This window comes from Psychrosphaera sp. (assembly GCF_982872775.1).
In genome coordinates this window covers 1-13,416 of sequence record NZ_CEYNSH010000061.1, presented here as the reverse complement: position 1 = coordinate 13,416, position 13,416 = coordinate 1, and the positions used below count along the sequence as shown (strand labels likewise).

Sequence of the window (13,416 nt, the reverse complement as noted above, 5' to 3'; positions counted from 1 at the left end):
AAAAAAAAAAAAGCGCCCAGGGGCGCTTTTTTTATATTTTTAACTTTTGTCTTGAGGCAAATTATATTGCGTCTAATGCTTCGCAGTGAAGGCAGTAAGCTACAGTTTTGATTGACCCTTCTTGGATGTCATATTGTGTAGCTTTAGCCAAAACATACCTTCAAACATTACCCCTAGAGCAATGATTAGGAAACTTTCAACAGCCATCCCCATCGTATACAAAACCAGAGCAAGCAGCAGAAAGAATAAAGGTATCAATGATTTTAGTAATCGCTCCATAAGGTCACCCCTTCGCTTGTTTTTGTATTCGAAGGATTAACCCACGCGTTCTAAAGAATCGATTTCATCCTTAAGGGCGTAGTTTTTATCAGTCACGATTTTTTCCAGTACAGCTACACGCTCTTTCAACTTCTTGAGCTCTTCCTGAGTTTGTAAATCGACACCGGTGTTTTTGTGTTGAGCTTCTTTCATTTTGAGCTTCATTTTTTGCTCATAAGCCGAATAAAACAGTCCGCCGATAATAGCTACGATTGCAACGATGAATGGCATAGTTTCCATGGTGTTGTCCTTTTTTTAATCAGTCTTTAAGTTTTAATTCAAAAGTGTTTGAAGAGCAAGTATCAAGTAGCGTGCCAAGCCGAAATGCCCGAAAAATAGGGCTTTTATTTTTTAACGAATATTTTCTGTTGGCACAAATCACTAACAAGTGCGAAAATAGACTAACTTTTGATGAACCTTTTACCTCTTTGCCAAGACTGATTGAAATCGCCATGAACAAACCAAGTGATACAGTGAATAATAGCCGAGGAGAGACTAGTGACGTGGTGGAAGATGTCGCGGCAGTTGAACCTTTTTGGACTGAGCAAGATTATTGTTTCATGGAACTGGCCATTGAGTTGGCTAAAAAAGCAGAGGCTATTGGTGAAATCCCGGTGGGGGCCGTGTTAGTCCACGATGGCAAAGTCATAGGAAAAGGTTTCAATCAAGCTATTACCCTAAATGACCCAACGGCACACGCTGAAGTTATGGCACTGAGAGATGCTGGCTCAGCAATAAACAACTACCGATTAGTAGATACAACGCTTTATGTCACACTAGAGCCATGTGTGATGTGTTCTGGCTCTTTGGTACATGCACGTGTTGGTCGAGTGATCTATGGTGCAAAAGATTATAAGACCGGAGCGGTTGAGAGTGTTATGAGGTTGCTGGAGCATGAGAGCCACAATCATAAAGTGGAAAGTCATGGAGGGCTATTAGAAAATAGATGTAGCGAGCAACTTTCGGCTTTTTTTAAACGTCGCCGCGCTGAAAAAAAACGCGCCAAACAAGCGGCGCGTCAATCAGATTAATCATTTTCTTCAGTGAATGCGTCTTCAAATCGCATTGTCACTTGTTTTATTCGTCTTTGGACTATGCGTTTCGTCGCAGCTTTTCGAGCTACGCGTCGTCGAGTTCTGTCCAACAAACGTTTATCCCTAGCCAATTTAGGGCTTCTTCTTCGTTTGAACATAGTTGTTCCTTGTTAAATATTTTTTAGACAAGACAATTTACTTTATTGTTATGAACGTTTTTTTAACGTCTTCAGGTGAGTCAGGTGAGTCAGGTGGGATTGATCACCGCTTTGTCGTTATGACTTGGACTCTGCGTTGTCTGAAGACGGTGTTTGTTCAGTAGGCTCTTCGACCTGTTCTTTTGTCTTTTGTTCAATTTTTTGTTGAATCTTAATAGCTTGCTCAGCCTGATCTTCAATCCAGGTTAACGTATCGTAATAACGTCTAATGTTAGATACGTAGGTAACGGCCTCATCACCGCGAGCAAAGCCATATCGAGTGGTCTTATAATACTTCTTTTGACGTAATTTAGGTAGGTGTTGTTTTACATCGACCCACTTATCAGGATTACCACCGAATCGTTTGGTCAGCTTCCTAGCATCCTGAACATGTCCCCAACCTACGTTGTAGGCCGCGAGGGCAAACCAAGGTTTGTCAGAGTCATCAATTCTATTTGGAACTCGTTTTATTAATAAGTTTAGGTATTTGGCGCCACCTTTAATATTAGACTCAGCGTCTAAACGACTTTTAACGCCCATTTGTTTGGCCGTCGGTTGAGTCAGCATCATGATGCCTCTCACACCAGTCGGTGACTTGGCCCTTGGGTTCCAATGTGACTCTTGATAACTTTGAGCAGCGATTAGGCGCCAGTCCAAATCACCCGCGTAATCGATAAACCAGTTTTTGTATTTTGGTAAGACTTCGTCGACTGCTTTTATAAAGAGGCGAGTATCGACGTAATTGAACTGTTCAACGTGGCCAAAGTACTTATCTTCTAGTGCGGTCAGCTCGCCTGACTCTCTCAGGCTACCAAAAAAATCAATTAATAAAGCGTATAAAGAGTCGTCATTGTTTTTTTGTAATAGCCAGTTAAGTGGTTGGTCTTTGCGAACGGTAAAGGCGACACTGATGTCTGGATAATATCGACGAATCAGCGCTAAACTGTGGGAGTCGGCGATTGTGTAGTCTATTTCCTCATCCATCAGTTGTTCGAGTAAATCATTTTGATCAACCAGGCTCATTTTTTGAACTTCAACCTCTGGAAAAGGTTCTGTCGCAATATCTAGTAATTCGGCATGGTTGGTGTGCTTACCAACAGTAATAGGGGCATCCATTTCTTCAAATGATTTTGGGCGTTGACGTCCTTGCTTGAAAACTAGCTTTTGATCGATATAAAAGTAGGGCGGAGCAAAGCGAAACTCTTTTTCTCTAGATTCGGTTTTGGTAATACCGCCGATGACCAAATCGACTTTACCGGTACGTAGCTTGGGAAGTAGCTCTGCAACGTGAAAACTCGGATGTAAGTTAACTTTGATACCCAGGTATTCTCCTAAGTGCTGGCTAAGTTCATATTCAAAACCAGCTGCGCCACTTGCATCAATATAATAACTTGTTGGGTTAAACAAAATGCCCACGTTGATAGATTGTCTTTGTTTAAGTTGTTCTAAATGAGAAGGCTCAACGGCAGGAGCGCAGGCGTTTAAGGTGAGTAAGCTAGCAAGCAAAATCAGTACTGTGCGGATTTGGTTTGGAAAAACAATATTACTAACTCTATCTATCATGGTATTTGTATCGTCGCTCTGCGAAGTTTAGGGTGGCTGTATGTTATTAATCAGCTTTATTTTTTTGAACATCTAATCCGATAAACTATCACAGAATAAACTATCACAGAATTCTGTTTATTGGTAAAAATTACAGGTATAATGCGCGCCTAATTTCTTTCCTTTCAACATGAACGGTGAATTGGCAATGTTAATCCTTCGTGGTGCTCCAGCTCTCTCTGACTTTCGAGTCAACAAGTTACTGTCTGCGTTTAATCAACACGGACTCAATATAAAAGACATTTATGCTGAGTTTGTACATTTCGCGGATATAGAATCAACACTTTCCGACCCAGAACTCGACAAACTCAACGCCTTATTAGAATACGGCCCCAAAATCGAGTCACATCAACCCAGCGGAAAGTTAATTTTAGTCACCCCTCGCCCCGGCACCATTTCTCCTTGGTCCACCAAAGCAACAAACATCGCCAACAATTGCGGCCTCTCTCAAGTCAAACGAATCGAACGCGCAATTGCATACTATATAGAAACTTCTGCTCCACTTTCAGACACCCAGCTTCAAACTATTTATTCAGAATTACACGATCGAATGACCGAGTCTGTATTTGACGACTTGGAGTCTGGCCGTCACCTGTTTTATCAAGAGTCACCAAAACCACTGACCAGTGTTGATGTGTTAGGTGGAGGTCGTGAGGCCCTGTCAAAAGCCAACATTGAGATGGGCTTGGCACTAGCAGAAGATGAAATTGATTATTTAGTTGAAAGCTTCATTAAGCTTGAACGCAACCCAAATGACATTGAACTGTATATGTTTGCTCAAGCAAACTCAGAACATTGTCGTCATAAGATCTTTAATGCTGACTGGACGATTGACGGTGTGCAACAGCCAAAATCTTTGTTCAAAATGATCAAGAACACCTTTGAACATAATCCAGAATATGTGACTTCTGCATATAAAGATAATGCCGCTGTGATGCACGGCTCAGAGGCAGGGCGCTTCTTTGCAGACCCAGTGACCAGTCAATACAAATACCATCATGAAAATATCGACATCTTAATGAAGGTCGAAACTCATAACCACCCAACGGCCATTTCACCATACCCAGGTGCAGCGACAGGCTCTGGTGGTGAAATTCGTGATGAAGGTGCAACCGGTAGAGGCTCTAAGCCAAAAGCAGGCTTAGTTGGTTTTACCGTATCTAACTTACGCATCCCTGGTTTTGAACAGCCTTGGGAAAATGACTTTGGTAAACCAAGCCGTATCGTTACCGCACTTGATATTATGACTGAAGGCCCACTTGGTGGCGCAGCATTTAACAACGAATTTGGTCGTCCTAATATCCTTGGATATTTCCGTACCTTTGAAGACAAAGTAAATAGCTTTAATGGCGAAGAGGTTCGCGGTTACCACAAGCCAATTATGCTTGCCGGTGGTCTTGGTAATATTCGTCGTGAACACACCAACAAAGGCACGATTCCTGTTGGCGCTAAGTTAATTGCCCTTGGTGGTCCAGCGATGAACATTGGTCTTGGTGGCGGTGCTGCTAGCTCAATGGCGTCAGGTCAATCGAATGAAGACTTAGACTTTGCTTCTGTTCAACGTGAAAACCCAGAAATGGAGCGCCGTTGTCAGGAAGTAATCGACAAGTGTTGGCAGTTAGGTGATGCGAATCCAATTTCTTTCATCCACGATGTTGGTGCGGGTGGTCTATCAAATGCCTTCCCTGAATTAGTGGATGATGGTGAGCGCGGTGGACGTTTTGAGCTGAGAAACGTACCAAACGATGAGCCTGGCATGTCGCCGTTAGAGATTTGGTGTAACGAATCTCAAGAGCGTTATGTTTTAGCAGTTGCGCCTGAAAATATGCCAATGTTTGAAGCGATTTGCCAGCGTGAGCGAGCTGAATATGCAGTGGTTGGTGAAGCAACAGAAGAACGTCACCTGACGCTTACGGACGAACATTTTGACAATAAGCCTGTCGACCTACCGTTGGATGTATTGCTAGGTAAGCCGCCTAAAATGCATCGTGATGTCGAATCGAAGGCGGACACAGGTTCAGAGCTAGACACGAGTAGTATCGAGCTTGCTGATGCGGCAGAACGTATTTTAAGACTGCCTACAGTTGCAGAAAAAACATTCTTAGTAACCATCGGTGACCGCTCGGTTACAGGCATGGTTGCTCGGGATCAAATGGTTGGTCCATGGCAGGTTCCTGTGGCGGACGTCGCAGTAACAGCAGCGGCACTTGATAGCTACCACGGTGAAGCGATGGCGATGGGTGAACGTACCCCAATCGCATTACTTAACTACGGTGCATCGGCTCGTATGGCGGTTGCAGAGTCGATTACTAACATCGCGGCGGCAAACATTGGTGAGCTTAAGCGCATTAAAATGTCTGCAAACTGGATGGCTGCAGCGGGGCACCCTGGTGAAGACGCTGGTTTGTACGAAGCCGTTAAAGCGGTAGGTGAAGAGTTGTGTCCTGCACTCGACTTGACCATTCCTGTTGGTAAAGACTCGATGTCGATGAAAACCCAATGGCAAGATGAGCATGGCGAAGACAAAGCGGTGACTGCTCCACTTTCACTTGTTATTACTGCATTCTCTCGTGTTGAAGACATCCGTAAAACGTTAACACCTCAGTTACGAACGGACAAAGGTGCAAGTAAGCTTGTTCTTATTGATTTAGGTAACAAACAAAACCGCCTAGGTGCGAGCTGTTTGGCCCAAGTTTACAACCAGCTTGGTACTCAAGCGCCTGATTTAGATGCCCCTGAATTACTAAAAGGCTTTTTCGATGGTGTTCAGGCTCTATTAGCTGACAACAAGTTGATGGCATATCACGACCGTTCAGATGGTGGCTTATTCTCTACTGTGACAGAAATGGCCTTTGCTGGTAAAGCAGGTGTTAATGTTCAGTTAGACGGTCTGGGTAATGACGCCTTAGCGAGCTTATTCTCTGAAGAACTAGGTGCTGTCGTTCAGGTTGCTGAAGATGACGTAGAAAGTGTTATGGCCGTTCTAGCCGAGCACGGTCTTGCGGACATGAGTCACGTAATCGGTGATGTGACTAGCGATGATGCGATTCGTTTTGAATTAAGTGGTGAGGTGGTTCTTGAAAATACTCGTACGCATTATCGTACAGTATGGGCTGAAACAACGTTCCAAATGCAAACACGTCGTGATAACCCAGAATGTGCTAAACAAGAGTTTGATGCCAAGTTTGATGTTGAAGATCCAGGCTTAAATACACACCTGACCTTCGATATCAATGAAGATATTGTTGCCTCACATATTGCTCAAACTGCAACGGGTAAAGCGGTTGCACCAAAGGTGGCGATTTTACGTGAACAAGGCGTTAACTCTCACGTTGAAATGGCGGCAGCGTTCAATCGTGCTGGCTTTGATGCGATTGATGTTCACATGAGTGATTTACAATCGGGGCGAGTGAACCTTGAGTCATTTACAGGTCTTGTTGCTTGTGGTGGTTTCTCATATGGTGACGTATTAGGCGCCGGTGAAGGTTGGGCTAAATCGATATTATTTAATGAAGAATTAGCGGCTCAATTCAAGGCTTTCTTCCACCGTGAAGACACTTTCAGCTTAGGTGTGTGTAACGGTTGTCAGATGATGTCTAACTTGCGTTCATTGATCCCAGGAAGCGAACATTGGCCGCGATTTGTCACTAACAAGTCAGAGCGATTTGAAGCTCGATTCAGCCTTGTTGAAATCAAAGATACACCATCTGTGTTCTTCCAAGGTATGGAAGGCTCGAGAATGCCAATTGCGGTTTCGCACGGTGAAGGTCGTGCAGAGTTCTCATCTGAAGACGCAATCAATCAGGCTGTCGCATCAGGTACTGTTGCGATGCAATACGTCAATAACCGCGGTGATGTGACGGATGTTTACCCGGCGAACCCTAATGGTTCTCCAGAAGGTATTACTTCTTTAACAACGACAGACGGTCGTGTGACTATCATGATGCCACACCCTGAACGTGTGTTCAGAACGGTGAGTAACTCATGGCACCCGGACGAGTGGCAAGAAGATAGCCCATGGATGCGTATGTTTAGAAATGCCCGTAAGTGGGTTGGCTAGATTGTAAATATCTCGCTATATTTGATAAAAGCCATCCTTGTGATGGCTTTTTTGTATTTAAATAGGCATCAATGGGTTGCTCGATTGAATATAGATGTTTTTTTGAACGTTAGCTGTTATTTTGTTCGATGCTGATGAAAAACAACAAAAATAGTAAATTTTTTTGAAAGTTTACCCTTTATAATCGTGTCTAATGACGCCATAAAGAGCCTTTAAATTGAGAGCTTAAGGAACGATTGTATTTTGACCACACTAAAACAACGTTTGGACGGACTTGCCTCTGTTGAAGTTACCCCCGCCATTAAAAACATCCAACGCGGCATAGAGCGTGAAACTCTTCGTGTGACTCCCAAGGGTAAAATATCTCAGCAGCCACACCCAAAATTATTAGGGGCGGCATTGACCCATCCGTATATAACGACTGATTATTCAGAAGCGTTGTTAGAGTTGATTACACCGCCTTCCAATAATATTGATGAAACTTACTCTCAATTGCAGGATATTCACCACTTTGTGGTAAAAAATATCGGTGATGAAGTGCTGTGGCCAATGAGTATGCCTTGTTTTATTGAGCATCAAGACGAGATCCCTATTGCTTATTTTGGTGAGTCCAACGTCGGTAAGATGAAACGCACTTACCGAAAAGGTCTAAAAAATCGTTATGGTTCAATGATGCAGGCTATTGCTGGCATTCACTATAACTTTTCATTACCACCAGAGTTTTGGAGTGTTTATCAAAAGTCTCTGGGTGATAATAGTGATTTAACGACCTTCCAGTCTGAGCAATACATGCGTATGGTTCGTAATATCAAACGTCACGTTTGGTTAATTACCTACTTATTCGGTGCATCTCCAGCTATGTGTCGCTCTTTTTTAGAAGGCAATGATGATGTCATGCCATTTGAATCTCTAGGTAAAGGCACCGTTTATTTACCTCATGCCACGTCTCTTCGAATGAGTGACCTAGGTTATACCAACAGCGCTCAGTCTTCTCTCAATGTAGAGTATGGTGATTTACAAAATTATATTGCTAAGCTACGTCAAGCAATTCGCACCAAATCTGAAGAGTATCAAGAGATTGGCGTCAAAATTGGTACTGATTACCAGCAGCTTAATGACAATATTCTACAAATCGAAAACGAATTATACGCACCGGTTCGTCCTAAACAGATAGCTCGTTCAGGTGAAAAGCCAACGGATGCACTAGAACGTCGCGGCATTATGTATGTTGAGCTTAGAGCACTCGATGTTAATCCATTTAGCCCGTATGGTATTACGAAAGAACAAATGCGCGTGTTGGATTTGTTTATGTTGTTTTGTTTGTTCAGCGAACGAGATGAGCTTAGCCCTGAGCAACAAAACGAAGCCGATGAAAACATCGATCGCATTGTACTTAATGGCCGTGCCGAAGAGTTACTGCTAAAACTCGATGGCGAAGATGTCGATCGCAACGAGTGGGTTGCAGAAATCTTTGCAGAAATGAAAGTGTTGGCTGATTGGTTAGATGGACACTACGGTGGTATGCATTACGCAATCGCCTTAAACCGAGTGCTACCGTGTCAGGACAATCCAAATAAAACGCTGTCGGGTTTGTTACTCAACGAGTTAATCAAATCAGATAAAGACAACGGAATATATAGCCTTGAGTTGGCAGATGCGTACAAAACTCAAATATCAACCACGCCAGCAACTCACTTTAAAGCTTCGTTTTTAATTGAGGAAGGGCAGAAGTCCTTGGCCAAACAAAAACAAATTGAAGCGGCGGACACGCTCAGTTTTGATGAGTTTTTAAAAGACTATTTTAAATACTAAAAGAAAGGGCATATTTGCCCTTTTTTACTTATATGCAACAAGTATAAAAAAATGGGGAAAGGAAATGACAATAATAACTAGGAGCCTAGCAACCGCCGTGTTGTTTGGTCTTACTTTATTTTCAATGGCATTTAGTGCCAGCGCTCAAACTGAGTTTGGTCGTTTTATTGATGTTGATAGCAGCAAGACGACAAATCACACCACTAAAATCGCAGGAAAAAAAGTAAAATACAGTGCGACTGTTGGTACTCAGCCTGTATGGGATAAAGAAGGCAACCCAACAGCAACGTTATTCTATACCTACTACAAGCGTACAGATGTTAAAAATGATGCAAGCCGTCCATTACTGATCTCTTTTAATGGTGGCCCAGGTTCGGCATCAGTTTGGATGCACGTTGCTTACACAGGCCCTAAAGTCTTAAACGTCGATAGTGAAGGTTTTCCACTACAACCTTATGGCGTAAAAACCAACCCATATTCAGTATTGGACGTGGCGGATATCGTTTTTGTAAATCCTGTTAACACCGGTTATTCACGTGTTTTGCCTAATAAAGAAGGGAAGATGCCGAGTGATGCTGAACAAAAAGAAATGTTCTTTGGTGTAAATGCAGATATCAAATATTTAGCCGAGTGGATTAATACTTTTGTTACGCGCAATAATCGCTGGCGTTCTCCTAAGTACTTAGTGGGTGAAAGCTATGGTACGACGCGTGTTTCTGGATTAGCGCTGGAGCTACAAAGCCGTCAATGGATGTATCTTAACGGTGTAATATTAGTATCTCCGACTGATATCGGCATCAAACGCGATGGTCCAGTAAAAGCGGCTAATCGTCTTCCTTACTTTGCTGCTGCCGCTTGGCATCACAAAGCACTAAGCGAAGAGTTACAGTCCAAAGACTTAATGGAGCTGCTACCAGAAGTTGAGTCATTCACCATTAATCAATACATTCCAGCGTTGGCAAAAGGTGGGTTTATCTCTGAGACAGAGAAACAAGCTATTGCTAAAAAAGTAGCGTTATATTCTGGTTTGTCTGAGCAAGAGGTTATCCGTAGTAACTTAGATATCGAAACCACGTACTTCTGGAAAGAGTTATTGCGTGACCGTGGCCAAACAATAGGTCGTCTAGACTCACGATATTTAGGTATCGATGAGAAAGAGACGGGCTCACGCCCTGACTACTGGGCAGAGTTAGACTCGTGGTTACACAGTTTCACACCAGCGATTAACTATTACTTACGTGAAGAGTTAGGCTATGTCACAGATGTTAAATACAACATGTTTGGACCTGTACGTCCATGGGATCGCTCAAACAACAAAACAGGCGAAAACCTAAGATTGGCGATGGCGCAAAACCCGTACCTTAATGTATTAGTCCAAGCAGGCTATTACGATGGTGCAACCAACTATTTTGATGCCAAATATACTATGTGGCAGCTTGACCCAAGTGGCAAAATGAAAGAGCGCTTGTCTTTCAAAGGCTATCGTAGTGGTCATATGATGTATTTGCGATATGAAGATTTACGCCAGTCAAATGAAGACCTACGAGAATTTATTAAAAACTCGTTAGTTTCACCTCAGACTCCAGCCAAATATTAATCTTAAACCGCACGTCTGGCATTCGCTTTAGGTGTGCGGTTTTTCTAGTACCATATCTAAATTAAATTTTGTTTGCCTTAGATGGTTCGAAATTCCGTTGAGTGTTTCATACGTGAAATAGAGGCTAAATTCGAGGCGGCTGAATTCGAGGCAAAAAAAAGGCGAGCCGCATAATGCGCTCGCCAAAACTAACAACAACTTCCAGGGAATGAAAAAAACTGCTTTCACTATGTTAGACAGGTCATTTCCGGAAAGTTCAAAAAATTATAAAATTTTCGAAAAAAGATCGTAATTAATTTACAAGAGCTTGATTACAATCTGATTAAATTCATGGAAAAAACCGTGAAAAACAAAATAAATTGAAATTAGTTTAAAAAAGCAAAAAAAAACGAGTAAATTAATTACTCGTTAAAACTAACAATAATTTCAGGGAAAAATTCTGTTACTGGTTAGTTAGACATGGAATTACAGAGAAGTTCAAAAAATATGAAAAAAATATTCAGTGCCTTCATTCTTACGTTTTTATTGGCTGGTTGTACGACTCCTCAACCCAAAAACATTTCTAACGTATGTGAAATTTTTAAAGAACGTGAAGATTGGTGGGACGATGCCAATGATATGAATGATCGTTGGGGCACTCCAATACATGTCGTAATGGCAATGATGTATCAAGAGAGCTCATTCAAAGCCGACGCTGCGCCACCGATGGAATATTTCTTAGGATTCATTCCAATTGGCCGAGCGAGCTCTGCATATGGTTATTCTCAAGCCAAAACAGTGACATGGTCTGAATACAAAAAAGAATCGGGCAATAGCTGGGCCGACCGTGATGACTTTGAAGATGCTGTTGATTTTATGGGTTGGTATACCAACAAGACCCACCGTATAAACAAAGTCTCAAAGTGGGACGCTAAGAATCAATACCTAAACTACCACGAAGGTTGGGGCGGCTATAAGCGTAAAACCTACCGTAAAAAACGCTGGCTAATAAACGTTGCCAATAAAGTCGATGCTAGAGCTCGTTTGTATGCCAAGCAGTTAAGAGGTTGTGAGGAGTATCTTAACTCTGGCTGGTTGTGGCGTTTACTGTTCTATTAAAAGCGACACTATTCTTTAGGTGTTTTTGGGTAAAGTAGATATGGGCTTCTTAATTTTTTAAATGCTTGTATCTGTTTTTCCCAGCTCGCGGTTATTTGTGATTCAGTCCATCCAGCTTTGATTTGTTTTCTTAATGAGTCCGTTCCTGCTAGCTTGTCAAAAAAGCCCGCACGTGTGAAAAACGTTTGGTCTTTATCAACAAACAATTGATGCCATTTGAGTAAATAACTCAGTGTAAACCCATTGACTTGGACGTTTCTTAAATCAACGCCTGTTGCCTTCTGATTTTCTAATTTGGGATGTTTAGATGCTTTCGGGCGTGACGTCGGAACAAACTCAAAGTCACCGAAATAGACTTGGTTGTGGCCTATGACCTGAAACGGAAAATCGGTACCACGGCCAATACTGATAGGTGTTGCCTCAAAAAGGCACAAAGAAGGGTACAAGCGCACGGCTTGGTGATTCGGTAAATTAGGGCTTGGCGGAATAGGCAGCTGGTAACGCATAGTGCGATGGTAATGCTTGACCGGGATTACAGTGAGCGCTAATTGCTTTGGGGCTGTGGCATCGGTTGCGAATTCGCTTTCGCTATCACTATCACTAATGTTCTCAGTTCGGCTGCTAAACGAATTACCTGACTTTAAGGCCTGTTGCAGTGGCTCAATTTTTTCTAGCCAATTTTCCCCAACAATCATTTTAGCCAATTCGCCAACTGTTAAGCCGTGAATCATTGGTATAGGGAGAAGGCCAACAAATGATGAAAATTCGGGGTCTAACATAGGGCCCGAAATCATATCTATATTAGGATTGGGTCTATCTAATACGACAAATGGAATACCATGCTGTTTGGCGGCCTGCATCATATAGAACATACTATTGATGTAAGTATAAAATCGAGCGCCTACGTCTTGAATATCAAACACGAGTACGTCTAAGTCTTTAATGTGTTTAGGCATAGGCCTTTTTGATGCGCCGTAAATAGAAACGATGTCGATACCGGTTTTAGTGTCTTTACTAGATTTTACTTTTTCGCCAGCCGAATGATCCCCTCTAATCCCGTGTTCCGGTGCAAATAGTCGCACAATATTAATATCGTGCCTTACTAAATGATCAACAAGGTGTTGTTGGTTACCATTTACGTCTGTAGTTGTGGAGGTTTGATTGACGATTAAGCCTACTCTTTTACCTTTTAATAATGGTAAGTAAAGGTCTGTTTGTTCTGCTCCTAATACTAGGTTTTTGGACTCAGTAGCAAAGCTTTTTATTGGAATTAAAATTACTAAAAATAACGCGCATAGCGTGAACCTAGTTACTACTTTTACTAGCGAACGAAGTGACTCATACATCAATTCAGTTGAACAATTGTCCAATCTTAATAGAAGGCTCATCGATTTACACTCCTGCCTTTGCGGCGGCGAGAGCAAGTTTTAACTTGCCTGCGTGTGCGTTCAGTAGGTCATTAGCTTGAGCGAAATCCATTTGCGCTAAAAACATCAATATCGCTGGTTTTACCTTGTTGTTTGCTCGATTCAAATAATCCTCTGCCTGTTCGGCTGAGCACTGAGTTGCTTCTTGGATTATCCTTAGTGCTCTTTGTTTTAGCTTCACATTTGAGACATTCACATCGACCATCAGGTTTTCATAACATTTACCTAATTGCACAAAAGACCCGGTTGTTAATATATTTAAAATAAGCTT

General features: G+C 42.3%; 9 protein-coding genes and 1 pseudogene. 5 read left to right on the top strand and 5 right to left on the bottom strand.

Annotated elements, in window-relative coordinates:
- Positions 1–315: 315 nt before the first annotated feature.
- Positions 316–558, bottom strand: a complete 243-nt coding sequence (locus tag AC4E96_RS13095; protein ID WP_488032422.1) for a hypothetical protein — start codon at positions 556–558, stop codon at positions 316–318.
- 212 nt (positions 559–770) lie between these two features.
- On the opposite strand from AC4E96_RS13095, the gene tadA reads away from it, so the two are divergent.
- Positions 771–1,349 carry a tRNA adenosine(34) deaminase TadA gene (gene tadA / locus AC4E96_RS13090; protein WP_490256134.1) on the top strand — a complete coding sequence of 193 codons (579 nt, stop codon included), beginning with the start codon at positions 771–773 and terminating at the stop codon, positions 1,347–1,349.
- Here tadA and AC4E96_RS13085 read toward each other — a convergent pair.
- Both AC4E96_RS13085 and mltF read right to left on the bottom strand, forming a co-directional pair.
- Complete coding sequence (locus AC4E96_RS13085) at positions 1,346–1,510, bottom strand: hypothetical protein (protein ID WP_488032424.1); 165 nt, start codon at positions 1,508–1,510, stop codon at positions 1,346–1,348. The two genes, tadA and AC4E96_RS13085, sit on opposite strands and share 4 nt — an antisense overlap.
- Positions 1,511–1,627: 117 nt before the next feature.
- Positions 1,628–3,112, bottom strand: coding sequence for a membrane-bound lytic murein transglycosylase MltF (gene mltF, locus AC4E96_RS13080; RefSeq protein WP_488032425.1), 1,485 nt, complete (start codon positions 3,110–3,112; stop codon positions 1,628–1,630).
- A gap of 187 nt (positions 3,113–3,299) precedes the next feature.
- Here mltF and purL point away from each other — a divergent pair, with 187 nt between their 5' ends.
- From purL to AC4E96_RS13060, 4 genes are all read left to right on the top strand, one after another.
- Entirely contained in the window at positions 3,300–7,211 is a 3,912-nt protein-coding gene (gene purL / locus AC4E96_RS13075) for a phosphoribosylformylglycinamidine synthase (RefSeq protein WP_490256133.1), read from the top strand.
- A gap of 243 nt (positions 7,212–7,454) precedes the next feature.
- Entirely contained in the window at positions 7,455–9,023 is a 1,569-nt protein-coding gene (gene gshA, locus AC4E96_RS13070) for a glutamate--cysteine ligase (protein WP_490256132.1), read from the top strand.
- A 64-nt stretch (positions 9,024–9,087) separates the two neighbouring features.
- Positions 9,088–10,620, top strand: coding sequence for a S10 family peptidase (locus AC4E96_RS13065; protein WP_490256131.1), 1,533 nt, complete (start codon positions 9,088–9,090; stop codon positions 10,618–10,620).
- A 486-nt stretch (positions 10,621–11,106) separates the two neighbouring features.
- On the top strand, positions 11,107–11,718 hold the full coding sequence (locus AC4E96_RS13060) for a transglycosylase SLT domain-containing protein (protein WP_490256130.1): 612 nt from the start codon (positions 11,107–11,109) through the stop codon (positions 11,716–11,718).
- An 8-nt stretch (positions 11,719–11,726) separates the two neighbouring features.
- Here AC4E96_RS13060 and AC4E96_RS13055 read toward each other — a convergent pair whose 3' ends face one another.
- A complete protein-coding gene (locus AC4E96_RS13055; protein ID WP_490256129.1) occupies positions 11,727–13,106 on the bottom strand; it encodes an exo-beta-N-acetylmuramidase NamZ family protein in 1,380 nt (459 codons plus the stop codon).
- Positions 13,107–13,110: 4 nt separating this feature from the next.
- Positions 13,111–13,416 (bottom strand): annotated as a pseudogene (murQ, locus tag AC4E96_RS13050) (N-acetylmuramic acid 6-phosphate etherase); the annotation flags it as partial.

Excerpts from the sequence above, each read along its gene's own strand:
- AC4E96_RS13055 (WP_490256129.1), bottom strand. The coding sequence starts at position 13,106 with ATGAGCCTTCTATTAAGATTGGACAATTGTTCAACTGAATTGATGTAT.
- tadA (WP_490256134.1), top strand. The coding sequence starts at position 771 with ATGAACAAACCAAGTGATACAGTGAATAATAGCCGAGGAGAGACTAGT.
- purL (WP_490256133.1), top strand. The coding sequence starts at position 3,300 with ATGTTAATCCTTCGTGGTGCTCCAGCTCTCTCTGACTTTCGAGTCAAC.
- AC4E96_RS13065 (WP_490256131.1), top strand. The coding sequence starts at position 9,088 with ATGACAATAATAACTAGGAGCCTAGCAACCGCCGTGTTGTTTGGTCTT.
- AC4E96_RS13095 (WP_488032422.1), bottom strand. The coding sequence starts at position 558 with ATGGAAACTATGCCATTCATCGTTGCAATCGTAGCTATTATCGGCGGA.
- AC4E96_RS13060 (WP_490256130.1), top strand. The coding sequence starts at position 11,107 with ATGAAAAAAATATTCAGTGCCTTCATTCTTACGTTTTTATTGGCTGGT.
- mltF (WP_488032425.1), bottom strand. The coding sequence starts at position 3,112 with ATGATAGATAGAGTTAGTAATATTGTTTTTCCAAACCAAATCCGCACA.
- AC4E96_RS13085 (WP_488032424.1), bottom strand. The coding sequence starts at position 1,510 with ATGTTCAAACGAAGAAGAAGCCCTAAATTGGCTAGGGATAAACGTTTG.